The organism is Facklamia sp. P12945 (assembly GCF_050409485.1).
GTDB lineage: Bacteria > Bacillota > Bacilli > Lactobacillales > Aerococcaceae > Facklamia.
This window is the reverse complement of the sequence record NZ_JBNUPJ010000013.1, coordinates 1-25520: the sequence shown is the minus strand read 5'-3', so window position 1 is coordinate 25520 and position 25520 is coordinate 1. Positions and strand designations below refer to the sequence as shown.

The following is a 25520-nucleotide window of genomic DNA, read 5'->3' as shown; positions in this document are numbered from 1 at the left end:
CTTTATTATATGCCAATTCTTCCAATTCGACAAAAGGGATTGTTAAAACGGTTTCCAAATTTATATCAAATAAAAAAGCGTAATAACTGATCAATTCCATGATTGTTATTACGCTATAATCAATACGTGGCGTTTTTTTATTGGAACCGCCTTTTACTTTTTTGTTGCTTTTGTTATTGTATCTTTAAACTGTGATTTTTGTCCTGCTTTTCCTCCCATAATCATGTTTACAAAGATCATAGCCAACATATCCATATCAAGTGGACATTCGTCTTCAAATTCTTTGAATGACATTTTTCCACCAGCATTTTTATAGGACATAAATGCCACGCCTAACAAATCTTCAATTTTTAGATTCTGGGCATCTACATTGTTTGTTAGCATCTTGTTGATAAAATCTTTGGGAATGATTTCATCTTCTTGATATTTTTTAATCATTCCTAAAGAAACTTTTGTTTTAACTGGAACAATTTCGCCGTTGCTTAACTCAATTTCTTTAATCTCTCTGATGTTCACGATGTCATTCCTCCTTTATTTTAAACTGATTGTGCTTTGACTAAATCTTCATCGAATTGTTCGTTCCATTTTTTAACCGTCTCTTGGTCAGATGAATCATCCACAATCATTTCATAATAACAATAGCCGTTTTTATCCATTAATGCGGAAAATCCGATTTCTACTTCTGCGATTTCATCCTCGCCATTCGTGAAGACGCGATTCAATCCGCCTGTCCACAACATATTAGGTAGTGCAATTAATTTGCGGTTTTCTCGTGCGATGTCGTAAACGTCCCACGTTGCTGACCCTGAGCCACCGTATGAATTACGTCCGTATCCTTTTACTCCTTCTTTTAACCCTTCGCCAGATAAGCCAAAAACAACTTCTGCCATACCAAGTGTTAAGTGTCCTATAAAAGTCCCTGTAAGCTTTTCGATAATTGTTACTTCTTTAACAACTTTTCCTTCGCATCGTTTAGTGATTGTTCTGGTTTCTGGTTCGATTGAAACCGAACCTGTACAGCCAATAGGCATAGCTTTTAATAAAAGACCTTCTGAAGCTTTACGAAACATTCCATTTGTAATTTCAAAATGATCAAATTGTTCTGTTACTAACATATTTTATATTCCTCCTGTTTTATAATTCTGCCGCTTTAAGCAGCGCATCTGTTAATTGTTTAATTAATGGTCCTTCTACTTGTTTTAAACCTAATTGAAAAAACATTTGCTCTTTTAGGTTTTTGTTCCCAATGCCATCATTGGGGAAAACTAAATAATTGAATTTTTTCTTTGGTAATATTTCAAATCCCAGATTTTCCATTTTCTTTTGTAATGATGAACTTTCCTTTGCGTGTTGTTTATTTACACGACTGATTGGCATTAAACCAATAATTGCCCTCATTGTTTCAGGAGCGCCTTTTGATTCTAGAAAATCGTTCGTTACTTTTTCTGCTTTATTTGGGATTTGCTTAAACGCCTCTAACAATTCTTTATTATCTTCGAACTCGATATTAAATTTAACCATTATCGACACAACCTAAAAATCTGAGTGAAATTCAATGTGATGACCAATGCCGTCTGATCTGTTCCTTTGAATTTTGCTTCATCTCTAGTTGAATCTACAAAGATAAGACCGTATCTTATTAATTTATCAATAAGTGTAATTTCATCAATATCATCGTGTACTTTCGAAATATACATAACGGTAAATTCCATTTTGTATTGGTTGGCACCTTCAACGCGTGAAATATTTCCTTTGTCGTTATAAACGAAGAAAGAGTCACGGTTATTAATCTCATCTTTGTTTAAATCAATAGCAAAAACGGGATGACCTAATTCTTCCATTGCTTTTATAATGTGGTCTAATTTAATTCGACTCGATGTGGTCATTTGCATCTAATTCACCCACCTTCTTTAAAAATAAATAAATATATTTCCGGTCTATGTCGGGATCCATTGTTAAAATTTCATACATCACATTTTCAATTTCTACTTTGTGTGACTTATGGATATCTTTCGTAAAGTAAACTTTTACTTTCAGTGATACTTCTGATAAATGGCCGACGTGGTATTCATCAAAACGTTGATTGATAGAAACGTAATTAAAAAAAAGGTTGCCTGTTCGGACAAACCTCTTTCCAGTTACTTTTCGATGTGCATCACGTTCTGTTTTAATTTCTCCAAAGAATAGTCTACCGTCTAGAAGTAAATCTTCCATTTTATTTGCCATTTCGTCTCACTCCGTTTTCTATTTGAAGTTTTAATAGATCGTGACGATAGTCGTATTCAAAAGTGCTAGGCAAAGCGCTATTTGCATACCTAACATGAGCTTTAAGCAACTTCATAGCTAATGAACCATACTTATATTCAGAAGGCCCACAGATTGAATTTATGACAGTTTTAGCTTCTTCTATTAATTCAAGGAGTTCATCGTCCATGTACGAAAACGTGATCTTTAAGTGTCGCTTTACGATGGGTAAGATTTCTTCATTCGGCATAATTAAAAGACCCCCTTATACAAGAAGGTCTATTAATTCAGCTTTTGTCATTTTCGCATCATGCGAGATATCCTTATCCTCAAGTAAAGCAATCAGTTCCTTTTTTGTCTTGGTCTCCAATTCTTTAACAATTGACCCTTCGATAAACCCTAATTTAACTAGTTTTTCAATGCGTTCTTCTGTTGGCTTTAATCCATTACGAGGGTATTGATCACTTTTATTATATAAGTATTCATTGTCCTCTGCGTCGTGAAAATTCTTGATTACTTTATACATGTAATTCACTCCTATACTGAAGGGGTTTCTTCTTTAGGACTAATAGAATCTTGCTTTACAATTTCAGCTTTTGGATCAGCTTCGACTGGAGTGATACCTGTCACACCCGCTAAATCTAACACTACAAAGGCATTGGCGTTTTTAGCGACACCGTTTGTGAACATCTTGCCGATATAAAGGTCCATATCTTCAATAGCAAGTGTTTCTTCATACTTACGAATATCTAACTGTCCCGCAACTGCTAATAAATAGTTTTTAGGCACACCATATATCGCTTTATCAACCGGAACAGCATAAGAAGGAATAATTGTTTCGCCATAAGGCAATCCAACTTGTTTCCATGATCCATCGTTTTTGTTTTGGAAGAACAATTTAGGGTCAATCTTAGTAGCAATAGTTTCTGGATTCGCAATTAAAGCAACTTGACCATTTAAAGTCTTTTCTTTGGATAGCAACGCACGCGCCCCACCTAATGAATCTGGTGTGAATTCTGTGATAGACACCGCGGTTTTTTCTGGATAAACACCATCTGTTGAACCAGATAATTTACGCATCATACCGATTGGTTTTAATTTACCATCACCAGTAACTACACCAGTTTCTAAAGTAGCAGTCATAACTTCACGTAAACTTGTAGTCACAAAGTTAGCTAACCAAGATGGACCTAATTGGAAATAACCTTTAGGTAAAGCAATGAAGCCATGTAATTTTACTACGGTCATTTCTAAACTCTTGAAAGTTCGTAATAAAATTTGCTTTATATCAGCTGGAATTTCAGACCAGTACGCTGTTACTTCGGTTGGGTCAGAATAGATATACTTGATAACCGCTTCGGTATAACGTGTATCGATTGCCGATAACAGAGGGTGCTCCTTAGTAATATCTTTAAGCACATCTTCGATAACTGTTGTTGGAAAAGCAGCTTCTAATCCATCTAATTTTTGCTTTTTAACTGCTTCATTAAAGTATTTCATTTCTTTTGAAGTGATTGGTTTGCGTACTCCACGAGCAACTAAAATTTGTTCATCCTGAATTGCTGAATATAATTCGCTGGATTTATTTTCAGCTCTTGCTTTCGCTTGTTCAGCCATACTATCAAACAAAGCACTAAATGCTTCTTTCGTTTCTTCTTCGTTACCTTGCGCCATTGCTTCATAAGCATTTTTCTTTAATGCTTCAAAATCGATTGTTTTTTCTTCAAAATTTTTCATTAATTAATTCCTCCTAAAAAGTTTTTAAGTAAGTTGTTTTGTGGTTTTGGTTCTTGTTGTTCTTCTTTTAACTGCTCTTTTACTTTTGCAGTTATCTGTTTAACCATGCCATCTAAATTTATTGAATTGCTAATAATTTTGATTCCATTATCATTGATTTCTATCGAATCACCAGAATCCTTACCCGTTTCTTTTTCACTTTCAAAGTTTCCTATTTCATCTGCAAAGCCCTTTTCCACAGCTTCTTGAGCAGTAAACCAAGTTTCAGCAATTAAAAAATCATTGATTGTCTGTTCATCGAGACCTGTTTTAGTCTGATAAATAGAAATCAATGATTTATCGATAGTTTCTAACGCGTTCAACGTCTTTTGAATGTCTTGTTTATTGCCCCATGCGATTGTAGAAGCTTCATGCACCATCATGCTAGACCCTTTGTCCATAATCACTTTGTCTGCACCCATAGCTATAATTGATGCAGCGCTAGCAGCCAGTGCAGTAACTTCAATTGTAACGTGATTATCCAAAGATTTTAAAAAGTTACAAATTGAAATGCCTTCAAAAACATCTCCACCTTGAGAGTTCAATCGAATGTGGATATCGCCATCAACTCCAGATAACGCATTTTCGATTAATTTCTCATTGATAGTATCTGTTTCATCCTCCCACGGATACGGTTTGCCGACCACTCCCGATAAAGTCAACACAGTTTTATCGTTTACTACCTCATTTTTGAACTGAAAAGGTATATTTTTTAACTTAGGCATTCGCGTCCTCCTTTCTTAGTTGATGGAAAAGTTTAATGTCATATTCAGGACAAAATAAAAAGACCGCCATTGGACCGTCAAAATAATTTTTATTTGGTTAAGCTCTTTGCTAGTCAAGATACATTAGGATCGCTACTCCTTATCTTCGCTAGACTCCAGTTGTTCATAGTTTTTAGTTACTTTTATTTCGTCCATCTTATCCTGTTCCATTCGCTCCCATTCTAATGCCTCACGCATTTCATTTGGAGTTGCGATACTCGCTGCGATTAATTTATCTGCAGCAGCAGCAAACGATACTACGTTGTAAGTTTGGATAGTTCCTGTAACTAATTTGATTTTAGAACCGTTAGTCAGACCTTCTTTCTTATAAAGTTTGCGGTTTAATTCAGTCTCTATTTCTTTTGCAAGTGGTCGAATAGTAAAGGTTACAAAGTTATCTGTCATAGCTTCTACATCTGCTACGTCTCCTTTGAGAAGACCTCTCGGAATTCCAAAAGCATCAGCAGTAAAATTGATGATCGAATCAAACAAGTTATGTATTTCTGATTGTTGTTTTTCGTTTCCTTTTCCTTCAAACAACTTCTCAATACTTAAACCTTCTTCTAAAGGAGTTAGCGTGTCACCGCCCTTAAAAAAATTTTTAAAACGGTTTTTCATTAATTCATCCACTGGGTCAATTTCCTCAATTTCTCCATCTTCGTTTTCAACTTCGATCGGTTGTTGATTAAACATTGACCCGATATTAAGAATCAACTTCAACGAACGATCCCTTATATAAGCTTCTGACGCAACTGATAAGAAACGACCATACTCACGATATAAATGATCTACAATCGCCTTAACTTTTTTATTCGGCAATTGAAATCTAAGAACATCAGACTCTTTATAAAATTCTTTCAATTCTAATCCACCGTACAAATGGATATTCTTATAAATATTTCCAACAAAACTACCTTCTATAACTTCATAACTCTCTGCCACTACAAAATCGCCTTCCGAATTTTGAATGACTAAAGCGCCACGTTCGTCGTATACCATTTCATGCACTAATTGATACAAAAAATCATGCATATTCATGTTCTTATTCGGTTCAAAGTTAAACTTCCACCAATAATGCTCCTCAATCTTTTCATATTCTTGATAGGTTTCAAATTTACAAAGACTTAACGCGCTAGCTAACTTATTGACGCACAATTGAATAGCATATTTTTGAAAATGAATGTTATTCGAAGTTGTTTGAATAAGTGTTTCTAATTGTTTTCTGGATAAGCTAGTTCTAACTTGCGGATTGCTATGTGAACCGCTCCGCCCAAAAATGTCAAATATTCCCATGTTCCACCCCTCTTTCTAGTAAGTATATGTTTTGAGACTCTTTCTAATTTTCACAACTGGGACATTAAGTTTATCTCTATGCTGCAAAGCGTGAAGCAAAGCCATGAATCCATCTGTTTTTCTTAACTTAGGTTCAATCTTTTCATAAGTCATATTTCCTTTGCCGTCTCGATGTTTATAAGTGTTCCACGTGTACCAATTCATCATGAAATCTTTTCCCCACTTAATACGGTTAAAAGCGAATATCTCATTCACAAATGGCTCCAATTCTGTGTGAGTTCTCGACCCGCTTCGAGATAACGTTAGCTTATTAAACCCATTCTTTTCGAATTCGTCAGACAAATAACTAATGCGATACATATCCGTGCAAATATCTTTGATACGATACTTCTTAGACTGCTTTATAAACCAACCCGATACATGGCTAGGCGATATAATATCATCGTGAATAATTGTTATTCTTCCTTCTTTAACACCTACATCAATCGGCACCTTATAATTACGTCCTTGTAAAGCTCGATGGCAGATAAATGTGTGTGACTTCCAATAATAGATGTCTTCAACCTTAAACAGCAAGCCCACAACAACAAAGTCTGTTGTATCTGCATAATCAATACCTCCAATACAATTCATTCCATTTAAATTAATAAGTTCTTCGTTGGCTTCTAAGATATTCTCCCACGTTGTTACTGATTCGTGACTATCGTTCATTGGTATATTCATTCGTTTTGTCATAAACTCAACCATTGATGATCCTCTATCTTCTAGTTTTTCGTATTCGTCCATCATTTCCTGTCTTAATGCTGGAAAATAATTTAGAGATGGATTAGCTTTCTCCCACTTAGAATGATCATGAACTTCTTCGGCATCATCTAATTTGCAAATAAATGGAAAAGTCTTTCGATTTGGTCGGTCTCCATTTAGAATTAAAACCGATTCATCTTTTAGCATATCTAGGAAACCGCCACGATTATAACCATCAGTTGTGAAATAAAAACGCCTAGGGTTATCCTTCTTCCCTAGACCTGATATAAACACTTTGATTGATTCTTCATCATCGTAGGCATGTATTTCATCAAAAATAACAGCTCCTTGACGACCACCGTCTTTTGTCTTGGCATTATTCGTCCGATACCTTACACGACTACGCGTTTTCTTAAATATGTACTGTTCTTTCGTGAAATAGAAGTACTTTCTAAATTTCTTTCCTTGATTGTTTTGTTTATCATCGTCGAGTATTTCCCAGAATTCGTCAAAAGATTCTCGCGATTGATCTTCTGACGTAGCTACAATATCAACATGATACTTTTTTACTGGTTCAGTGGTCACTAAAGCCATTTCTATACGTGACATGAAACCAGTCTTTCCACCACCCCTGCCCATCATGATTAAGAACTCATTAAACATAATCGTATCGTCTTGATCGTACACGCCAAAAACGAATGCTGTTATGAATTCTTGCCAAGGCATTAATTCACCATCAAAATACTGGTTCATTCTACGGATAGCTTTATCAATCAAATCACTTTTTATAACTGCATCTTTCAGTTTTGTTTGAAGGTATTTCATTAAGAGTTTTTGCTCTTTACACGATTCGATTTCACCGGACTCGACCATACTCATGTATTTATCTATTGATGGATGATATCTAGAATTCGTCGTCATCTTCATCACCGCCTAGCATTCGCAACGTTTCCGATGTGATGCCAAGTTGCTTGAGGATGTTCATCATTTGACTATTTACTTTGTTGTATTCTCCAACCGACTCATTTTTCTTAACACCTTTTGAGGTTTCAGAGTTCTGCCATTCAACTGCAACCCCTCGCTCTTGAATATCCTTCCACAACATTTCCTTAATCTCATACAACCTACAGTAGTCATCTACAAGATTAAAAAAGTGCTCGCCATATATCCCCGCATCTTCAAGGTATTGAATTAAATCTTCTCTGATTTTAGTCACTGTTTTCTTTTTTGCCATTTTAGCCCCCCTCTCACGCGCGCGCGTATATTTTTTCGGAGTCTTCCCCCCTCCCCGTTGTCTGGTTCCCCGAATAGACTTCATTTGAAATCGACCCGGGGGTTATTTTGAAGGTGGTTGATTCATCGCAATACTATTTATACGTTCAATCAATCTATTAGATAGATATTCATTCATTCCTTTCCATTTATTTGTTGCAATTACATATGTAATAGCTTCTGCATAACTGTTAGAAGCGTTTATATATGAATCAGCTAGCTCAGATACAATTATTTCTGTTTGCTTATTAAGGTGTTTAGCTGCATTACCAAACTCGTTCTCTAGTTGTTTACATTTATCTACATTCAAATCTTTATACATAATTACCACCTCTCCTCATTTGTAAACTTCTTTTTATTCAACAATAATTTTTCTGGGTGCTCTTTATTGTGACATGCATTTCATAAACTCAATAAATTTTCTAAAGATAATGCAAGCATCGGATTGTCTCTCACATGCACTACGTGATGGACCATCTCTGCTGGCGTGTGTTTACCTTCTGCTTTACATACTTGACACTCATTGTTATCTATCTTCATACGCATGGCTCTGACCTTACGCCACTGTGATGAATGATAGAATCTTATTAGATTATCCTCTGCAATCCATCTGTTTAGTTTAGCTAGGAATTTTTTGTTCATGTGCTTCCACCCTTAACTTATAAATATAATAAAACCACCCCAATAAACGAGGTGGAAAAGAAAGAAATGATTTGGTTGTTCGAGTCTGCGGACCAATCACAATCCGCGATGCAATCGGCAAGGAATCGAACCTTGCTCGTGCCAATCGATTGCTGAAAGTCCTTTTTGTCTATATTTTTAGAACACAATACATAGACTTTGTTTATATACTCACCTTTCGGCGACCAGTCTGTTAATTTTCCAAACGCTCGAAGCGAACTGCATCAACTGGGATTGTTTTTGAGCTATTGCTCATTATAACAATATCATCTATTCCAAGTGACATTCCATGACATCTTGAAAATCTTTTAATGCTTGACCGTGCAATCTATAAATATGCCTTACTTCATAGTCCATTAGCTTTGCTACATTCTCCCAATCGTAACCTATGGTGTAGCGGTATCTTAATAATGTTTGACTTGTCTTATTTTCGACTTTATCAATGAGTTCTGATATTTTAATTTTTAAAGCCGTTAGTTCGTCTGATTTATCAGCTATTTTGATAGCATAATCGGACAGTTGTGCAAACACATCATCTGGTCTACCTCCTCGTGAGGATTGGACTTTCATATCAGTTATGCTTGCCCTTCTAAGAGTTAAATTAAATATTGTCTCTCTTTCCATGGACAAAGCTTTTATCTCGTCATCAATCCAAAACAACTGCGACAAATAATCTTTTGCCCTCATTCGTCACCTCCGAATATTTTCTGTAGTCGTTCTTTGCTAATGATAAAATTGTTTTTATCTAGAACTAAAAAAATAATGTCGAGAGCTTCTTCTACTGTATATACTGCCTTTTTGAAGATATAAGATACTATTTCATAGACAGACAAAGAGTTAAAATATTCTTTTTCTTTGCGCTTTAGTGATACTTCCATTTTATGTTTTGCTCTCGCTACCGCTCTGTGTCTGTTGTTAGTCATTATTTCTCGCCTCATACATATCCTTAGGTTTCCACACAAACGTCTCACCACCCACTTCAATAACGGTAGCTTTACCCTTTTTTATTTTCTTAATAGTGACAATGGGTCGGTAGCGATCTCCTACTTTTCGTTCTTTCAATCAAACTCGTCCTTTCTGTATATTGATGACATGATAAGTACGGTTAAAAGTATTGTTATTAGTAGTGGCATTTAGTCACCTCTTTATTTTGTTTTCTCCTTTTGATTTCTTGGTCAGTGATATATTTTGCATAATTTACCGATTTGGATAACATGTTTAATTCTCTCTCTGATAAATTCTCAGTCGATAAATCAAATAAATCAGCACATAAGTTTTTAAACTTTAATTGATTCATATTCATCTACTCTACCTCCAACAAATCTCTAATCTTAGTCGGATCTTCGTCTTCCCATTTGATAAAGGAGAATAAATTTTTATTTAATTTTATATAGTCATCGATATTATTATTTACTTTCCAGCCGTAAGAGTCTTTAGTCGGCTTGTCTTTGTAAGCGTATAGATTATTATCCCTATCTCTAGCAATGTAATTAATACCTTCAACATTTTCTAAAATAGCTCTTTCGATATCCGACAACCTATCTTCTCGTTTTTCAATCGGCGTTGACGCGTATTCAACGCATAATTTAAAAAGTTTTTCTTTATCTGTTTCGCTCATTTCATAAAAATTTCCATATCTTGTATCAATGGCATAGGTTTCATCAGTTCTTACACTACAATAATATGTACAACCCATTTTAATGTATATACCCTTATCTATTACTTTGATTTCCCAATCTTCATTAATCTCTTTAATTTTTTTAATAAATTCTTTTGTTAACATTTAATCAGCCTCCTTCACAAACACACCATCAACAACCTTACCTTTACGATCCTTAATTTCTTCATACGCACTGGCCAAACATTCTTCAAAATCTAACCCAGTCTGCATGCAGAAGCCAATTAAAACAACAGTTATATCTCCAACTGCGTCTATCATTTCTTCACGGTCATTCTTTTCGTACGCATCTTTCAATTCTTCAACTTCTTCTTGTAGCTTCACTAGTTGACCAGTTCCATCGAAGGTATGCAAGTTGCGGTCTATGAACCACTGTTCTACTTTAGTGATTAGTTCTTGCATTTATTCGTCCTCCTCTTTCGTCACCCACATATAAGTCATAATGCAATAATTCGCTAAATCTAATAACGTATCTTTTACCTTTTCGTCTTCAACTTTAAATTCTTTACCCATCGCTGCGACGCCAATCCGTTCCATTTTTTCGTTTGCTCGCATATCAAAAGCCATTAAACCGTATTTGTTTAGATTACGTTCCCACGAATTGTTGTAATCGTGATTTTTGGCAACATAAGTTTCGTTTAGTTGTTTGCATATATCCGCATGAATATCGCCTAATGTTTTTGGCGCATTCACTTTTACTGGCGGTTTTATTTCAGCACCCATCTTCTTTTTCTTCCTTTCGATATTTGTCTCGCACCTGCCTGATAAGTGTTTCTTGTTATAAGATGAATAAATCTCTTTACTTTCAGCATACTTTTGTAAAGTAGGATATCGAATTCCAAACCGATCACATACTGCTTGTTTAGAAGTAAATAATTCTGTATTCCCTTGTTCGTCTGTTACTAATACCTCTAATCCTTCGCGCATTTTAAACCTCCTACATTTTAATTTAGCCCCCACTTTGTCCCCTACTTTAATTTAAAGTCGGGGCCGCTATAAAACTTGATACAATAACATTTAGAATAAAGTCCCCGACTTCCCCTACTTTTTTTGCCATTCTTTTTTGTTTTTGTAATAATAATCCCTTATTAATTATTATTATTAATTATTATTAATATTTTTTTCTTAAAAGTAGGGGAAAATAAATATAGATATAGATAAACCCAATAATATCAAGCAATTACCCGGCCCCTACTTTTTTGAAAAAGTCGGGGAAAAGTAGGGGAAAAGTAGGGGCTAAAGTCGGGGCTATTATTCTTTAATGTACAATTTAACCCGTTTCCCAATTTGTTTTGTGTCTTTTACTACGTATCCAATATCTTTTAATTTTTGAGTGAAAGAAGTTACTTTTTGAGGTTTCATTCCATACATCATACAAAAATCTTGATAGGATTTATAAATCAGCTTTTTGTCCATGTTGGGATCAATGCCTTCTTCGTCTTCAAACATCAATACCGAATCCACATCTTCTAAATAAGTCTTGACCATACTATCAACAATAGAATTTTTAGTTATTTTGCCACCGTTATGGCGAATGCTTTTCACGCCTTTAAGGGCAACATTTAATAAATAAGACTTTGCTTCTTTGGTGGTCAGTTTATCTATTAAACCAAAATCCGCCTTTTCAACAACGTTGTCACATGGAATTATCACCAGCCGTCTTTCAATCCCTCCTGTTTTATCTTTAAAGGTCGGCATATCATTGGCTGTAAAGATCAATGTCGCTGTATTTTGGAGTCTTCTAGGCGTTTGATAAATTGGACGTATCATAATAGTATTACCGGATGCTAACGCTTTAAAATTAGCTGACTTTTCTAAATAGGTCGCGTCAATATCATCCCCGATATTAACTATCTTGTCCTCTAGTTCTCCGACGCTGGTAGCGTCATTGAAATTATCTAGAGCGATATTACTTCCCATATCTCCAACCCACTCGTTCAACATCTCTAAGAAAGTTGATTTACCGTTAGCACCTTGTCTCCCAATAAGAAAGAAAACAGAATGAGGAAAGCCTTTGATTAGGATAATATGTCCCAACATTTCTTCGACCGTTTTTCTTAAATCTGGCCGATCCATAACTAAGAAATTTAAAAAATCATCCACTTCTTTGCTATAAGCTTTCGGGTTATACTCCACATCTAATAAATAAGGCGTAAAATTATCAGATGCTCCTTGAACAATATGCCCGCCTTTAATCTGATAGCCATTAGCTAATTGAATGGAATCGATATCCCCCTCATATTCATCTGCATTCTTTGACAGCTGGTGCAGCACTTCGTTGTCTTGGCTTTTTTTAAGCTTTTTAGACTCATTGATGGCCCTTAAAATATCGTTTTCATTACAACGCCATATAATGCCGTTTTTAACGTATATTTTATTTCTGTAGTAAACGACCTGATAATCACGAATAAATTCTTCGGTAAATTCAAACACATCAAATTCATCAGATTTTGATTTGGCCGAAAACTTAGATTTGAAGGTGTAGTTTGTATAAATATCATCTACTTTTTTGCCTAAGAACTCGTTTAACTTAACCTGGTTTTCCTCAGCCCATTTTTGATTATCTAAAGCTAGCAGTTCAACATACTCTCTAGCCCAGTCTTCTTGTATTTCGCCAGTCAATACAGATTTACCAATGACCGAGATTGCTGAAAGGGCGTTTCCGTATTCTTCCAAGTTCTCACGCTCTCTGCCTATATAACCTCTAATCATTTGACTGGCTTGACGTTTGTTTAAGGGTGTTACATTTCTAAAATTTTCTGTATTAACTGAATTTTTAGTTTTTTCAATTAGTTCTTCTGATGCCCAGGTGTTATGAAAATTAACTTCAATGACTTCCGTCCCACCATAAAAGATACGACTACAATCTTTCGGCGCAGGGTCTGCTTGTGGAAATTTTTTCATTAACCATTTATAAGTATTGGTTACCTGATTTGGGTCTCTTAGTATTTTGTCAATAAAAATAACCACTCTGAACTTTTGCCAATCGTCTTTATAGCTAAAGGACTTATAGATAAAAGCTGCATTGTGTTGGATCCAAGAACTTTGTAGAACGTCTTCGATTGTTACATAATCGTCTTCCGGAACTTTGGTCTTAACTCCGTTTTTAGCAACAGTGTTATCAAAATCTAGCATAAGTATTTGTTGGCCGATTAAGTTGTTCTTATTCCTCTTTCCGTTCATTACTCCTAAACAGACAGTGTGGCCAGCGGCCACTTTGTCTGCTAATTGTTTCGGAGTAACTACTTCTACTTCATCAACGATGGTCTGGCTGATTCTAGCAGCTTCACTCTCAACAGGCTTACGTTCGTATGGTATCGGATGAATATGTAGCTGATAATACTCAGCCATTTATTTCACCTCTTTCTAATTTAAAATGGCAATTCATCTTCTGCGTATTTTAAAAATTGATAATTTCTGTATGGGTTGGATGGATCCTTTTTATTCTTAGATTCAGTAATTTCTAATACAAACTGTTTGCCCACCGCCTCTTTAGCAAAAGCATCTCCTAAGGATAGTTGATCTTCCCAATCATCATCCGAAAGATTGATATCGCATGCGAAAGCTAGTTGACTAATCATTTTAATATTCTTTGATAACAAGAAAGGGTACTTTTTATATGACTCTGTTTCAGGGTCTACATTAATATTAATTAATTCATTGCGGTTATCGTACTCTCCGCCGACCACCTTGCAAGTGATAGCTACACAGTCATAACCACTTTCATAAACGACGTGTCCTGCTTTTTCAACGATTACATCGTACTCTCCGACAGGAATATTACCTTGACCGTTGGGATTGTCTTTCGCTGGGTCAAAGTTACCTAGAGTTTCCATTGCGATTTCTTTTAATGACATAATTATTTCCTCCTATTATTTAACTTTCGGTTTGCGGCGGGTTGAAACTGGGCCTTGGACAGATTTGTTTTCTGCGGCCTTAGATTGTTTAAACTCTTTTTGTGGTATTGCTTCTTCAATAGCTTCCTCAGCTTCTTCCGATGTTTGGACTTCCTCAGAGTTTGATTGAGGAGTTTCTTCTAAAATTTGCTTTTCCTCTTCCTCTTCCATCTTTTTAACTAATTTCTCTTGAACAATCCGGTCTGTTTTTCTTGTTTTCTCAAAAGCGCCAGAAACACTATCTAAAATAGTGATGATACGCTCGTCATCAATATTCTCCCTCTTGTAGTTTTTACGCTTGTCTTTAACTACTCGGATATAGTTTTTACCTATCTTCTTAGCTTGAATCATGTAATCACAATTTCCATTAACAATGTTCACGTGCTTTTCTTTAAGTGATGGTTTTTCATAAGTCACGTTATTTTCTTCAAAAGTCATGATTCGACTAACATAAATAATATTTAGTGGCAATGCTTTTAGTTCGATAACAAGCTGCTGAAAAATATTGTTAAAGGCTGCATAACCTTTTCCATAACCAATGTCCCCGATTGTTTCAACACCTTCTCGGTCACACACGTATTGTTCGATCATTACTACAATGTCATCGATAACATCGAGCACAATCGTTTCAAAACTATGCTTAGTTGTTTGTAATTCCGTGATAATTTGGTCAAGCTGGTCTACTACTGATTGTTTAATTTTTCCGTCTTTACCTCGAATATTTCTTAATTGAATGGATGGATAAGGGTTAGCGCTGGCGTTTCCGTCTGTATCTAAAAATAACGGGTTAGGAAACTCTCCGGCTAAGTACGATTTTCCGTTCATAGTAGCTCCATAGATAAAAAAGTTCTTAGGAGTATCCACCACTTTTTGTGGTTTGTTTGCTGGTAGGATTGGCATTATTTATCATTCCTTTCTGTTAGTTTGATGTAACCTTTTCGATTAGAAGTTGTTTGATACTTTTCGTAAATATCCGGATGATCTTCCTTAAACTTTTTGCTATCAAATCGCTTAGATTGACTTGGTAAAACGCGGGTTACGATAAAGAACGGTGTTTCTATTTTCTTAACGTCGTTCTCTTCCATGTTTTGATAAAGCATTTCTTTTAACTGCTTCTCCTGATCTTCGAGATGTTTAACAAACTCTTTATAACGTATTAAATTGGGGGCCAGTTTATTTAATTTCATCAAAGCAACGTCCATAGTTGTTCCAATTGTCATAAATTCAGTTTCAGTCATTTCTGGCTTTTCTCTTAAGTATTCAACCCTCACCCAGAAAGTTTCAATACTATCTAATATCTTTTCTTGGTAGTCTTTATCCGCAGGCACTTCAACTATTTCTAATTGTTCATTATTGAAGTCTGTATCAAAGTTTTCAGGTCGCTCATACAAAGCTAGCCATCCCATCTCGCAACCTGTTTGAGCCATGTATAGCTGCATTTGAGCCTTGTAGACTTCTAGCTTAGGTTGTTTACCATGCGTTTTTATTTCAAGTAGCGTCATTGTTTCTAAATCAATACCGTCAACGTTAGAACGGATGGATTTTTCTTCATCGTGGTATGTATTCACGATAAAAGACATCTCATTAACCGAATTAATATAGTCTCTAATTTGAGGCTCCAATTGATTGCCGTATGCTGTATAAGCATTTCCTTGGAACTCGTTTTCTATGATGCCTAATTTTTCTTGAGCTAGCTGATACTGCGTTTTGTATTTATTGATCCCAAGAATAGTCGGAACGTCTGAGCCGCCAACATAAATATTTCGATCTTTAGTGACGTTGTCGTCTTGCTTTTGCAATCCAAAGCCATTAAATGTTTCTAACATTTAATCAACCTCCTCGATCTCAACATTTTCTATACCGTATTTAATAAATTTCTCCGCAATTCTTTGGATAGATATTCCTGTTTCTTGCTTTAACTCTTTTATTCCATCCAACAATTCAACATCAATAAAAATAGGTTTGGTTGCTTTTGCTTCCTTTTCTTTTGTTAAAATTAATTTTGGTTCCGCCATTTAAATCACTCCTAATTTTGTTTTTAAATATATTTTCTTATCAAAGTCTTTCTTACCAGCTAGAGCCTTCCAAACAGACTCCTCGATAGTCTTGTTAGTTGAGAATTGAAAGACTGTAACTTTCCTTTTTTGACCATTTCGATGCGTTCTTCCTAGAGACTGCGCATAATCTTGATAACTGTATGTAGGCGTGTGGTAGACGACAATATTTGCATACTGCAACTCGACCCCTGCACTCCCTGCTTGATACTGAACAAGCGTTACGCTGTTTTTGAGTTTCTCCCAATCCGATTTGTGAGGTATGTTTTGCTTACTTCCGTTCACTTCAAATACCTTTTTATCTTTTATGATCGATTTGATATTTTTGAGTTCGGAAATGTAGTTATAAAAGATAACGATGTTATTGTCTGTGGCTTCAAACAGCATTTCTAAGTAAGCCAGTTTGTCTTTAATGTTTGCGTGTTCTCTCAAACCGTGTAATAAAGCGGATGGATTATCATAAGCTTTATCTTCTAATACGCGGTCTTTTTCAATAACTTTGTACTCTTTGCTAGCCTTGAAATTTATTTGTTTAAACAGTATTGGTGGCAAATCTAATACATCATCTTTCTTGACGCTTGTAGTGAAAGATTTGTACCAGCCGAGCAGTTTATTCTTTTCTTTATAATCAGCTACGGCATTGATTGTTTTATTACCAAAAAACTTTTGTTCCCATATTCCATACTCGCGATTAAACTGAGTTTTATTCTTCGTAAAACCAAACATAATAAAATAATTGATCATATCGGCTATACTGTTTGAAGCAGGTGTTCCGCTTAGCAATAAAAAATGAGTGGAATACTTAGTAAGTTGATAGGCTGCTTTACCTCTTTGGCTGGTTGGGTTTTTAACGTAATGGCATTCATCAAATACGACAAAATGTCTATGGTATTGTTTCCACTTTTTAGCTAAGACTCCATAAGACAACATTTGATAGTTAATTTCTATAGAGTATCGTTCTTGAACCAATTTAATATCTTCATCCCATCCACCTTCTTTTATCTTTGCAGGCGGAGCGACAATCAATAATGGTTCTCCTTTGTTATGTTTAAGATAATGATGGATTGCCATTAATGTTTTTCCGGTACCAACATCACTAGCTATTAGATAATTAGGATTAGATGAATTCACTATTTCTTTTTGGAAGTTATATAAGATCGTGTCTTGATAACTCATTTTTAACAACCTCCAAACTGTTCGCCACAAAAGCTATCCCGCCCGCTTGATTAATTTGTTTAATTTTTAGTTTTTGTAAGGCACTAACCACTCCGCCTTTGGCCTTTTTTACTTCTATCGCTACAAACCTACCTTTCACACAAGCTAAAATATCGGGTGTTCCAGCAGGCATGTATGCTGAGCCATGTATTTTTAAATGATAAGCTCCTAAACTATCTAAATACCGTTTGATGCTGTTTTCCACCTTCTTTTCCTCTTTCAACTATTCGACCTCCATTTTTATGTTATAATTAACTCAGATATATTTTTCTAAGCGCCTAACCCCGCACGGTAGGTGCTTTTTCTTTTTGAAATTCAAATTCCATTTCCAATTGTTTAAACATCAATTCGCGTGAAATGACTCTTTTCTTGCCGCGGAATATGGTTAAATAAATTTGGTTGCTAATAAAACCACCATTATTAAAATGCTCACGTAAAAAATCACACAGTTCTTCGTCTAGTAAAATTGCTTGAAATAAAATTCTATCCACCATACCACCCCAACTCTTCAAAAAGTAATGAAACAAATGGCCATGCGATAATGGAGAAAAACAGAAAAGTAAGAACGAAGTAAAGAATATTATCTTGTCTTTTCTTCATTTTTTGCAGTTTTTCTCTTTTAAGTCTTTCACAGTTTTCTTCTAGTTTGATGTTCATTTAACTCTCCTTTTCCCTAAATTCATTTACATCCACTCCTAATGCATCTGCTAATTTAAAAGCAGTTTCTAATCGTATAGTTTTCTTTGTCTTTCCATTCACTATGTTGTGGACTAGTGAGTAGGTTAATCCTGATTTTTTTGCTATTTCATAGATACTTCTTCCATCATCAATGATTATTTTTTTTAATTTTTCTAACATATTTACCCCCATATCTTGTGTATTGTTTTTATCTAAGCACTACATCTTGTTGATCGTGTATCTTGCTTGTGATATATTTAAATTGTGTTGCCCCACCATTCAGACTGGAGTGAATGATTTATTGAAGAACTCGACAGAACTTGCTAAAACATTCGCTAAATCTAACTTGGGAACAGAAGCTCTTTCTCATATAACGCCAGATGTAATCAACGCTACCAAGTCGTTTGCTAATGGTATAAGTAGTATTTCTGATTTAGGTAATACAAAAAAATAGAAAGCGAGGTGAGAAAATGGATTTGAAAATTAATGGTGATGGACAAATGCCTCAATTTCAGGTTATCGAAATGCGTCCAGGCTATATCAAAACTAGAATTAAATATTCTAATGGTTTGATATTAATCACAGAACAATCTCCCGAAGGAACAAATGTTTTTTCAAGTCATAATTTTATAAAAGAAATTGATGGTACTTTAACGCCCGACTTGTCTAGTCCTAACAAAAATTTTGTTGATATTAAAGAATCTTAATTTTTTTGTCCTTTATTTTAATTCCGTTTTTATTCACTACAATGTTGCTGAATTGGTTTCCCACTCGCCCTACCACTACACCGACTATCAATCCTGTAGTGACTAGGGCGACGTTTTTAATTATGTTTTTCATTTGCGTTCCTCCTTACTTAAATTTTTCTGCATCCATTTTTCTAAGGAATTCAATAAATCTAGAGATAATTACTATCGTTGTTTTTTGCGTCGGTTTAATCACCCCGTCTGAAAATTCTGGATCTGCGTACATTTCTGAAACGTATCTAGCAGCTTGTTGTTTTCCTAATCCAATAATTACCTCGGGGAGTTTTTGTGTTGTTGTTGCAAACGCAACATCTGTCGGTATTGGTGTCAGCTCCATGATTATCCTCCCTCCTTTTAGACCTCACTTTGTCGCATATTGAACAGTAAAACGTCTTTGTCTTTTCTGTTTGATTCGTGATTACCATTTCTTTATGACATGCTGGGCACTTCATTAATTGACACCCTCTACTTCCATAATTTTTAAAATGCCAGGTGTCGGGTTCAGCTCGCTACCACTAAACGATTGATAAGATAAACTGTCTAAGTAGATCATCAAATCTTCAAAACTTTCTCTTTTAACAGCTGTGTATCGAACAACATTCATCACATTTTTAATACGAGAATGAATTCTTCGTATGAATAAACCTTTCCACCCTTTGAATAAGTTGTCGCTATAATTTAGTCTTGTCTTTGCTAAGTGTTCTTTAGCAAATTGGTTCGCTAACGTGTGAACTTTTGATTGAATTTGTTTTTGTTCTTCATAATTAATCGTGATTTCTTTAGTGACGCGTTCAACTAAATTGGTCATTCGTTTTTCAGAATCTTCAACGTCTTTCTTCATTTGTTTCATTTCACGAACTAGTTTTAGTTGTGTTTGAATTGTATGCTCTAATTGTTCTAAACCTTGTGGATCTAACGTTGCTAAATCAGTCATTTATAATCTCTCCTTCTAAAATAATTTTTTGAGACAATAGGTCATTTATATCTCGAGTAAAACGATTTAAATTATTCAACAATTGGTTTAATTCTTGTTGAACGAGTGGGTCACTCTGTGCCAGCGAACTCAAATCGCTGTAAACAAGAGCACTTGCTTTGCTTAAAAAGCTATTGCTTTCTTTCAGTAACTTGTGCAAGTCGTTATACTCACTAATCTTCTTTTGTGTTTGATTCAATTGACCTTGTGAAGCTTGAATCGCTTCGTTGAGTTCGTCATACTTAATTGACTTTTCGTTGACTTCTTCTTTTTCTCTCAACAACTTCTGGTGTTCTTCTATCAATCGTTGGTTCGTCGTTTGTAGTTGATGAACCTTTGTTTTGATTTCGTGGTAGTCGTTGGGGAAAACTTCCTTTTCAACCACCTTGGTTACCGTTTGTGGTTCTTGATTTGAAAGTTCGTTGATGATCTCATCTTTTTGTTTGAGTTGTTTTTTTAATGACTGCAATTCTCGAACGGTCGGCTGTTCGCCTTGCTCAATTTTTTGCATTTGTTCTTGTTTTTGTTCTTCTGGAAGTGTGGCGATTAGATACATGTTTTCTAAACCTAAATTGGGAGTTGACTTCCAATTTGGAAATTTTTCATAAACAGCAATATATTTATTAACCTGTTTACTTGATATTGAAAGTTTAGTTTCACACCAGTTCATGAAGTTGCCGTGAGTTAAGTCATTCTCTTTAATGTGCTTTAATCTTTTACCAATTTCCCAAAAAGATTTTTTCCCTAATTCAAAGAATGAAAAAATTTCTTCTTCTACAACTTTTAAATCATTTGATAATGATAGTTCGTTCATTTACATGCTCCTTTCGTGATATACTCTCCTTAGAGGGAGGTGAAAATTAGTGACCGAATTCGCAAAATATTAGAGAAATTACGCTACCGAACGCGCATATGAACTTACTAAGTTAGCAATTGAAAATAACATGATTACTCCTAGCAGCGACCCTAAGGAAACCGCCTTAAAAGTCTACGAATTCTTTGATAATTTAACCGAAAAGTTAATTATTGATTCTGATAAATAACTTAACTAATTATTTGATCTTTAAACTTGAGATTGAATATTGAACTTGTTCTCTATATAAAGTTCAACTTCAACTTCATAATTTTCTAGAGCTTCTAATTCTTTTAGAAGCTCTTTTACTTCTTCAAAATCATTTGCCGTTACTTTAACTTTCAACGATCTATACATTTAAATCCTCCTTTCTAGGATGGTTGTTTGGTTTTCCGAACTTTGACATTAAAAAAATATTGGTCTCTTTCTTCGTCAGGAATTGATAAAGCTTCAGATAGGTCAATAATTTCTTGGCTATCAAAATAACCTTTTCCATTTAACTTTCTACTCAAGGTAGACTCTGACATATCAATTAAAGGTGTAAGATTTTTGTAAGTATTAAACTTTTCTTTAATCCGACCTTTTAATTTTGAATAATCAAAAAGCATAAATTTCCTCCTTTCTGTTCGTTTAACCGAACTTTATAATCTTATTATACGTATTTCCGAACTGATTGCAAGCATATTTTCCAAAATATTTTTATTTTTTGAAAAATACCTATCACTATTGACTTTTTAGTTCGGTTATGCGAAAATTATTTTACATTATAAGGAGGTGAGAAAGTGAAATTTTCTACTAGATTAAAAAATGTTTTAAAAGAAAAAAACATGACCCAATCTGAATTATCTAAAAGAACTGGTATTTCGAAATCAGTTATTAGTGAATGGCTTTCTGATAAATATGAACCCAAACAAGATAAAGTATATATTGTTGCAGACGCTCTTTCATTAAGTCCTTCATGGCTGTTTGGTGTTTCTGATAGCAAATCTATTGATCAAAGTATTCTTAATATATACAACCAACTAAACGAAACCAGGCAAAATAAAGTTTATTCTTTTGCTGAACAACAATTGCAAGAACAAAAATCAGAATTAGAATATTATGGTCAAACGGCAGCCGGTGATCCACTAATAGGAGAACAGGTTGCTCCAATCATAAGCGACAGTCTAACAGTAAGATTGTTGGTAAACGGAGACTCAATGGAAGATCTTTATCATGACGGAGATATTGTTACTTACAAAAAGCAACCTTCTTTAGAAAACGGAGAAATAGGTATCTTTGTTTTAAACGGTGGTGTCACTATGAAGAAATTTAAGAAAAATGGAGATATCAGATTACAATCACTCAACGACAAATACGAAGATATTGTTCTTACTGATAAAGATGATTTTACAATTTTAGGGAAAGTTATTAAATAAAAAATGCCACTCCCAAGCTAGTGACTTGTTGAGTGGCTACCCTGAGGGTTTATATTACAATAATAAAATATCATACTAAAGGAGGAAATGGAATGTTTGGTAAGAAAAAAAGTGACAACGGACGCAAAAGAAAAGAAATTATCGGTGAAGATGGTAAGATTTATGTAGAAAAGAAAAAGTCTAATTGGTGGAAGTGGGTTCTTGGGTTATTTGCAATAGCTGTAATTGGATCATTGCTCGATGGAAGTGGAAATGAAAATAACAACGCTAGTGAACCAAATCCAGTAAAAGCAGAATTGCCTAAAACAACAACTACCGTTGAAGTCACTACAACAAAAGAAACAACAACCACAGAGGAGCCTACCACTACTACAATTAGTGAAGCTGAAAGAAAAGCTTCTGAAGAAGAGATGATAGCTAATACTGACTGGAAATCAATTAGCTGGGAAGAACTCATGAGAAATTCAGAAGATTATCCATTCTCGGCGGTAGAGGTGCAAGGAGAAGTTCAGGTCGTTCAAAAAGATGGAAAAGACATATTCATTCAGCTAAAAGGTGACGGAGATGTCGATCAACCATTCATGATTTCAACATCTAAAGATGATCTAGAAAGCAATGTGTTAGAAGGAGATTGGTTAACTGTTAAAGGTTATTTCCTTCAGCTACTTCAATACGAAACTGTTTTAGGGGCTCAAAAAGAAGCTCCGTTAGTAGTCGCTGAAAAAATAACAATAAATTAAAAAACAGCCACAACTCCCCCGCTAAGAGTAAATTGTGACTATTTGATAAATACGAAAAGCCCTTTTAAAGGGTGTCTTTTCTGTACCCTATTATACCAAATGAAAGGAGAATTGACCATGTGGGTTGAAGAATTACCCAACGGAAAGTATAAATTTGTTGAGTGGTATTCCAACGAAAAAAATGGTAAAAGAAAACGGGTAAGCGTTACTCTAAATTCCAAATCTGCTCAAGCTAAAAATAAAGCTCAACAATTATTGAATAACAAAATAGCTAAAAAGAAAACTTCAATAGAGACAAAAAATCTAAAATTCAAGGATTGTTTTACTGAATTCTTTGAATTCAAAACGAAACGTTGGGCCCCTTCCACAACTGAAAACATGCGGTCAACTTACAATGTCTATATAAAAACTGCTGATCTTTACGATTACTACCTTGATAAAATAACTATTCTTGATATTCAAAAATTACTAGACGATATACAGTACGAACAAAACAAGTGTGCTCAAATCACAAATCGAGTGAAGCTATTAATTAGTGGTTGTTTTAAGTATATGTCTGTCTATCACGATTATACTTATAATTTAGAATTTTCTACTTTAAAAGTTAAACCAATAAAAAAAAGAAAGTCAATACAGTTCATAGATAGCAAAGACTTGCCAGGGGAATTAGCTAAAATACGCCAAGAATTAAACGAAATACAAGGGGATCTTATCGAGGTGATGATTTTAACAGGGATGCGCTTTGGAGAGGTCACAGCGCTCACAATTGACGATTTTAACGGTTCTGAAATAACAATAAATAAATCCATCGATTCCCGTTCGAAAAGAAAAGCAGGAACTACAAAAACTCCACATTCAAATAGAGTAATTCAGACCAACGATCGAATCAATGAGTTAATTAATAAGAATATAAGCTTAAATCGATTGCGCTTTGGCAATGAAGCTCGTTTAATATTTGCTAACAGAAATAATAATCCAATGCTTTTGACACCAATAAATGATAAAATAAAGAAAGTCAACAAAGACTATACTTCACATACTATGAGACATACCCACATATCATTATTAGTTGAAAATAATTTCGATATTAAGTACATCATGGATCGTGTAGGACACGCTGATGTGAAAACGACTTTGGAAATATATACTCATATTACTAAAAAACAAAAAGAGGAAGCGAAAGCTAAACTGAATAAGTTGGTCACTTTTTAGCCCCTTTTATATAAACCATAATCTCTAAATCCTATTGTATCAAAGGTATAGGAGGTGTGGTTGTAACGTTGTAAATTATACCTTAGAATACTAATAGAAACAATTTCAATTATAAAATCCTCTTGAAAGGAAACTCAATGAACACAATTAATAACATACTTAAACATCCTTTGATGCAGTTAGTAGGCTATCCTTTGTCGTGGATTGGTTTTGGACTAACTACCGCTATTTATTCAGTGAAGCAAGTCGACTGGTTAGATCTTGGGCTTTTAGCACTAGTTGTTATCTTAAGCAATATGACTAACCATTACAATTATTATCATCATATTTTAAAAGATCCCAAGGCTAAATCACCTATTATATACTATCTTTTATTAATAGGCTTGCTGACAGCCGCTTTGTTCTTTATGATAAACCAGCACTACATTATAAATATTTTGTTAATTATATACATTATCATAATAGTGGTTCAGTACCAATTTGTCCCTTTAGTTAAGACCATTTATCATATACTATTAAATAGTTATTTTACTGGCTTTTTACTAAATATTATCGCCTACTATTCACAGGCGAATACTTTAAACAATAAAGCAATGATATCTTTTATACCCCTTATTATATTGATGACAGCTTTAGAAATAAATCAGCAGTTTCTTAAAGGAATATATAATTTTAAGATACTTGAAAGAAAAATACCCGTAAAGATTACATACATAGTCTTTTCAATGCTAGTACTAGCGAGTATTACAGGAGTTTACACCTCACTACCCACTCAGTCTTTCTACCTCGTTCAAATTCTATTCTTTGTAGTTACACTTGCTATTTACTTACCAAGCTTAATCCCTGTCAAGAAACATCACCGTATTCAAAACAAGCTGAATTATCAGGGTGCTATAAGTATAATTTTCATTGTTTTTTATAGTCTTAGTTATTTATTTTAGAGTAAAAAAAAAGAAAACCCCCTTCTATTTTTAAAATGTACTGAACCCATAAATACGTCACTTTAATCAAATAATCTTTAAGCGGCTTGTAACCTGTATCGGATAGGAGACAAGCCGTTTAATTTTAGTTTAATTCTTAATGCTTGTAACATTCAATATATCCTTAAATCGTTTCAGCTCATTCTTCAATACTTTCAACCTTTCTCTATAATAGATTGCTTGTTTTAGAAGTCCTTAAAGACGTCTATCGTGTGGTCCAAGACCTTCGTTTCTCTCTCGATCACTCAAGACCCTCTTATGTTTATGACTACCCTTTATCAGCCTTCAAATCAATCGCTTGCA

43 protein-coding genes and 1 pseudogene are annotated in these 25520 nt (G+C 34.6%); 6 read left to right on the top strand and 38 right to left on the bottom strand.

Features of this window, described 5'->3' with window-relative positions; genetic code table 11:
- Window positions 1-153 precede the first annotated feature (153 nt).
- From ACQV2X_RS05575 to ACQV2X_RS05425, 31 genes are all read right to left on the bottom strand, one after another.
- Entirely contained in the window at window positions 154-516 is a 363-nt protein-coding gene (locus tag ACQV2X_RS05575) for a hypothetical protein (RefSeq protein WP_428894317.1), read from the bottom strand.
- 20 nt (window positions 517-536) lie between these two features.
- Window positions 537-1115, bottom strand: a complete 579-nt coding sequence (locus ACQV2X_RS05570; RefSeq protein WP_428892754.1) for a phage tail protein — start codon at window positions 1113-1115, stop codon at window positions 537-539.
- Window positions 1116-1134: 19 nt separating this feature from the next.
- Complete coding sequence (locus ACQV2X_RS05565; RefSeq protein ID WP_428894316.1) at window positions 1135-1521, bottom strand: hypothetical protein; 387 nt, start codon at window positions 1519-1521, stop codon at window positions 1135-1137.
- Entirely contained in the window at window positions 1521-1892 is a 372-nt protein-coding gene (locus tag ACQV2X_RS05560) for a hypothetical protein (RefSeq protein WP_428894315.1), read from the bottom strand. The genes ACQV2X_RS05565 and ACQV2X_RS05560 overlap by 1 nt, the downstream gene beginning before the upstream one ends.
- A complete protein-coding gene (locus ACQV2X_RS05555; RefSeq protein ID WP_428894314.1) occupies window positions 1864-2226 on the bottom strand; it encodes a phage head closure protein in 363 nt (120 codons plus the stop codon). The genes ACQV2X_RS05560 and ACQV2X_RS05555 overlap by 29 nt, the downstream gene beginning before the upstream one ends.
- Entirely contained in the window at window positions 2216-2494 is a 279-nt protein-coding gene (locus ACQV2X_RS05550) for a phage gp6-like head-tail connector protein (RefSeq protein WP_428892758.1), read from the bottom strand. Before ACQV2X_RS05550 ends, ACQV2X_RS05555 begins: the two co-directional genes overlap by 11 nt.
- Window positions 2495-2509: 15 nt before the next feature.
- Window positions 2510-2770: a hypothetical protein gene (locus tag ACQV2X_RS05545; protein WP_428892759.1), complete on the bottom strand. Its 261-nt coding sequence runs from the start codon at window positions 2768-2770 to the stop codon at window positions 2510-2512.
- Between the two features lie 11 nt (window positions 2771-2781).
- Entirely contained in the window at window positions 2782-3981 is a 1200-nt protein-coding gene (locus ACQV2X_RS05540) for a phage major capsid protein (RefSeq protein WP_428894313.1), read from the bottom strand.
- Window positions 3981-4745 carry a head maturation protease, ClpP-related gene (locus ACQV2X_RS05535; protein ID WP_428894312.1) on the bottom strand — a complete coding sequence of 255 codons (765 nt, stop codon included), beginning with the start codon at window positions 4743-4745 and terminating at the stop codon, window positions 3981-3983. The genes ACQV2X_RS05540 and ACQV2X_RS05535 overlap by 1 nt, the downstream gene beginning before the upstream one ends.
- 132 nt (window positions 4746-4877) lie before the next feature.
- The gene (locus tag ACQV2X_RS05530; protein ID WP_428894311.1) at window positions 4878-6077 is read right to left on the bottom strand and encodes a phage portal protein; all 1200 of its coding nucleotides are present in this window, start codon (window positions 6075-6077) and stop codon (window positions 4878-4880) included.
- A 15-nt stretch (window positions 6078-6092) separates the two neighbouring features.
- Window positions 6093-7742 carry a terminase TerL endonuclease subunit gene (locus tag ACQV2X_RS05525; protein WP_428894310.1) on the bottom strand — a complete coding sequence of 550 codons (1650 nt, stop codon included), beginning with the start codon at window positions 7740-7742 and terminating at the stop codon, window positions 6093-6095.
- Window positions 7726-8055, bottom strand: a complete 330-nt coding sequence (locus ACQV2X_RS05520; protein WP_428894309.1) for a P27 family phage terminase small subunit — start codon at window positions 8053-8055, stop codon at window positions 7726-7728. The genes ACQV2X_RS05525 and ACQV2X_RS05520 overlap by 17 nt, the downstream gene beginning before the upstream one ends.
- A 102-nt stretch (window positions 8056-8157) precedes the next feature.
- Window positions 8158-8415: a hypothetical protein gene (locus ACQV2X_RS05515; RefSeq protein ID WP_428892765.1), complete on the bottom strand. Its 258-nt coding sequence runs from the start codon at window positions 8413-8415 to the stop codon at window positions 8158-8160.
- A gap of 80 nt (window positions 8416-8495) precedes the next feature.
- Window positions 8496-8633 carry an HNH endonuclease gene (locus tag ACQV2X_RS05510; RefSeq protein WP_428894331.1) on the bottom strand — a complete coding sequence of 46 codons (138 nt, stop codon included), beginning with the start codon at window positions 8631-8633 and terminating at the stop codon, window positions 8496-8498.
- Window positions 8634-9044: 411 nt separating this feature from the next.
- Window positions 9045-9461: a DUF1492 domain-containing protein gene (locus ACQV2X_RS05505; protein ID WP_428872873.1), complete on the bottom strand. Its 417-nt coding sequence runs from the start codon at window positions 9459-9461 to the stop codon at window positions 9045-9047.
- A complete protein-coding gene (locus ACQV2X_RS05500; protein WP_428894308.1) occupies window positions 9458-9697 on the bottom strand; it encodes a hypothetical protein in 240 nt (79 codons plus the stop codon). Before ACQV2X_RS05500 ends, ACQV2X_RS05505 begins: the two co-directional genes overlap by 4 nt.
- Window positions 9690-9836, bottom strand: coding sequence for a hypothetical protein (locus ACQV2X_RS05495; RefSeq protein WP_428894307.1), 147 nt, complete (start codon window positions 9834-9836; stop codon window positions 9690-9692). Before ACQV2X_RS05495 ends, ACQV2X_RS05500 begins: the two co-directional genes overlap by 8 nt.
- Before the next feature lie 58 nt (window positions 9837-9894).
- Window positions 9895-10077 carry a hypothetical protein gene (locus ACQV2X_RS05490; RefSeq protein ID WP_428894306.1) on the bottom strand — a complete coding sequence of 61 codons (183 nt, stop codon included), beginning with the start codon at window positions 10075-10077 and terminating at the stop codon, window positions 9895-9897.
- Window positions 10078-10557 carry a hypothetical protein gene (locus ACQV2X_RS05485; RefSeq protein ID WP_428894305.1) on the bottom strand — a complete coding sequence of 160 codons (480 nt, stop codon included), beginning with the start codon at window positions 10555-10557 and terminating at the stop codon, window positions 10078-10080. It lies immediately after the preceding gene.
- Entirely contained in the window at window positions 10558-10854 is a 297-nt protein-coding gene (locus tag ACQV2X_RS05480; protein ID WP_428892770.1) for a MazG-like family protein, read from the bottom strand.
- Window positions 10855-11379, bottom strand: a complete 525-nt coding sequence (locus ACQV2X_RS05475; protein WP_428894304.1) for a nucleotide modification associated domain-containing protein — start codon at window positions 11377-11379, stop codon at window positions 10855-10857. It abuts the gene before it with no gap.
- 324 nt (window positions 11380-11703) lie between these two features.
- Complete coding sequence (locus ACQV2X_RS05470; RefSeq protein WP_428894303.1) at window positions 11704-13803, bottom strand: DNA primase family protein; 2100 nt, start codon at window positions 13801-13803, stop codon at window positions 11704-11706.
- A 20-nt stretch (window positions 13804-13823) separates the two neighbouring features.
- A complete protein-coding gene (locus tag ACQV2X_RS05465; protein ID WP_428882029.1) occupies window positions 13824-14309 on the bottom strand; it encodes a DUF669 domain-containing protein in 486 nt (161 codons plus the stop codon).
- A 15-nt stretch (window positions 14310-14324) separates the two neighbouring features.
- Window positions 14325-15248: an AAA family ATPase gene (locus ACQV2X_RS05460; RefSeq protein WP_428894302.1), complete on the bottom strand. Its 924-nt coding sequence runs from the start codon at window positions 15246-15248 to the stop codon at window positions 14325-14327.
- The gene (locus ACQV2X_RS05455; RefSeq protein ID WP_428894301.1) at window positions 15248-16174 is read right to left on the bottom strand and encodes a lambda-exonuclease family protein; all 927 of its coding nucleotides are present in this window, start codon (window positions 16172-16174) and stop codon (window positions 15248-15250) included. The genes ACQV2X_RS05460 and ACQV2X_RS05455 overlap by 1 nt, the downstream gene beginning before the upstream one ends.
- On the bottom strand, window positions 16175-16363 hold the full coding sequence (locus ACQV2X_RS05450) for a hypothetical protein (protein WP_428882026.1): 189 nt from the start codon (window positions 16361-16363) through the stop codon (window positions 16175-16177).
- Window positions 16364-17578 carry an SNF2-related protein gene (locus ACQV2X_RS05445; protein ID WP_428894300.1) on the bottom strand — a complete coding sequence of 405 codons (1215 nt, stop codon included), beginning with the start codon at window positions 17576-17578 and terminating at the stop codon, window positions 16364-16366.
- Window positions 17550-17840: a VRR-NUC domain-containing protein gene (locus tag ACQV2X_RS05440; protein WP_428882022.1), complete on the bottom strand. Its 291-nt coding sequence runs from the start codon at window positions 17838-17840 to the stop codon at window positions 17550-17552. The genes ACQV2X_RS05445 and ACQV2X_RS05440 overlap by 29 nt, the downstream gene beginning before the upstream one ends.
- A gap of 55 nt (window positions 17841-17895) precedes the next feature.
- Window positions 17896-18111, bottom strand: a complete 216-nt coding sequence (locus ACQV2X_RS05435; RefSeq protein WP_428882021.1) for a hypothetical protein — start codon at window positions 18109-18111, stop codon at window positions 17896-17898.
- Entirely contained in the window at window positions 18101-18274 is a 174-nt protein-coding gene (locus ACQV2X_RS05430) for a hypothetical protein (protein ID WP_428894299.1), read from the bottom strand. The genes ACQV2X_RS05435 and ACQV2X_RS05430 overlap by 11 nt, the downstream gene beginning before the upstream one ends.
- Window positions 18275-18475, bottom strand: a complete 201-nt coding sequence (locus ACQV2X_RS05425) for a helix-turn-helix domain-containing protein (protein WP_428872854.1) — start codon at window positions 18473-18475, stop codon at window positions 18275-18277. It lies immediately after the preceding gene.
- A gap of 121 nt (window positions 18476-18596) precedes the next feature.
- Here ACQV2X_RS05425 and ACQV2X_RS05420 point away from each other — a divergent pair, with 121 nt between their 5' ends.
- Together ACQV2X_RS05420 and ACQV2X_RS05415 are read left to right on the top strand one after the other, a co-directional pair.
- Window positions 18597-18749: a hypothetical protein gene (locus ACQV2X_RS05420; protein ID WP_428872853.1), complete on the top strand. Its 153-nt coding sequence runs from the start codon at window positions 18597-18599 to the stop codon at window positions 18747-18749.
- Window positions 18750-18765: 16 nt separating this feature from the next.
- Window positions 18766-19002 carry a hypothetical protein gene (locus ACQV2X_RS05415; RefSeq protein ID WP_428872851.1) on the top strand — a complete coding sequence of 79 codons (237 nt, stop codon included), beginning with the start codon at window positions 18766-18768 and terminating at the stop codon, window positions 19000-19002.
- Here ACQV2X_RS05415 and ACQV2X_RS05410 read toward each other — a convergent pair.
- The 6 genes from ACQV2X_RS05410 to ACQV2X_RS05385 all read right to left on the bottom strand — a co-directional run bounded on the left by ACQV2X_RS05410 (window position 18989) and on the right by ACQV2X_RS05385 (window position 21475).
- Complete coding sequence (locus tag ACQV2X_RS05410) at window positions 18989-19135, bottom strand: hypothetical protein (protein WP_428872850.1); 147 nt, start codon at window positions 19133-19135, stop codon at window positions 18989-18991. The genes ACQV2X_RS05415 and ACQV2X_RS05410 overlap by 14 nt on opposite strands.
- Window positions 19136-19147: 12 nt before the next feature.
- On the bottom strand, window positions 19148-19378 hold the full coding sequence (locus ACQV2X_RS05405) for a hypothetical protein (RefSeq protein ID WP_428893385.1): 231 nt from the start codon (window positions 19376-19378) through the stop codon (window positions 19148-19150).
- 114 nt (window positions 19379-19492) lie between these two features.
- Window positions 19493-19975: an ORF6C domain-containing protein gene (locus tag ACQV2X_RS05400; protein WP_428875907.1), complete on the bottom strand. Its 483-nt coding sequence runs from the start codon at window positions 19973-19975 to the stop codon at window positions 19493-19495.
- Window positions 19968-20828, bottom strand: coding sequence for a DUF3102 domain-containing protein (locus tag ACQV2X_RS05395; RefSeq protein ID WP_428894298.1), 861 nt, complete (start codon window positions 20826-20828; stop codon window positions 19968-19970). Before ACQV2X_RS05395 ends, ACQV2X_RS05400 begins: the two co-directional genes overlap by 8 nt.
- A 249-nt stretch (window positions 20829-21077) precedes the next feature.
- Complete coding sequence (locus ACQV2X_RS05390; protein WP_428872841.1) at window positions 21078-21224, bottom strand: hypothetical protein; 147 nt, start codon at window positions 21222-21224, stop codon at window positions 21078-21080.
- Between the two features lie 14 nt (window positions 21225-21238).
- The gene (locus ACQV2X_RS05385) at window positions 21239-21475 is read right to left on the bottom strand and encodes a DUF739 family protein (RefSeq protein ID WP_428875904.1); all 237 of its coding nucleotides are present in this window, start codon (window positions 21473-21475) and stop codon (window positions 21239-21241) included.
- A gap of 174 nt (window positions 21476-21649) precedes the next feature.
- Here ACQV2X_RS05385 and ACQV2X_RS05380 point away from each other — a divergent pair, with 174 nt between their 5' ends.
- From ACQV2X_RS05380 to ACQV2X_RS05365, 4 genes are all read left to right on the top strand, one after another.
- Window positions 21650-22285, top strand: coding sequence for a helix-turn-helix domain-containing protein (locus ACQV2X_RS05380; RefSeq protein WP_428892905.1), 636 nt, complete (start codon window positions 21650-21652; stop codon window positions 22283-22285).
- Window positions 22286-22377: 92 nt separating this feature from the next.
- Complete coding sequence (locus ACQV2X_RS05375) at window positions 22378-23025, top strand: hypothetical protein (RefSeq protein WP_428894297.1); 648 nt, start codon at window positions 22378-22380, stop codon at window positions 23023-23025.
- A gap of 117 nt (window positions 23026-23142) precedes the next feature.
- The gene (locus tag ACQV2X_RS05370; protein ID WP_428894296.1) at window positions 23143-24237 is read left to right on the top strand and encodes a site-specific integrase; all 1095 of its coding nucleotides are present in this window, start codon (window positions 23143-23145) and stop codon (window positions 24235-24237) included.
- Window positions 24238-24374: 137 nt separating this feature from the next.
- Window positions 24375-25178, top strand: a complete 804-nt coding sequence (locus ACQV2X_RS05365) for a hypothetical protein (protein ID WP_428874328.1) — start codon at window positions 24375-24377, stop codon at window positions 25176-25178.
- A 77-nt stretch (window positions 25179-25255) separates the two neighbouring features.
- Here ACQV2X_RS05365 and ACQV2X_RS05360 read toward each other — a convergent pair.
- Window positions 25256-25338 (bottom strand): annotated as a pseudogene (locus ACQV2X_RS05360) (IS3 family transposase); the annotation flags it as partial.
- Window positions 25339-25520 lie beyond the last annotated feature (182 nt).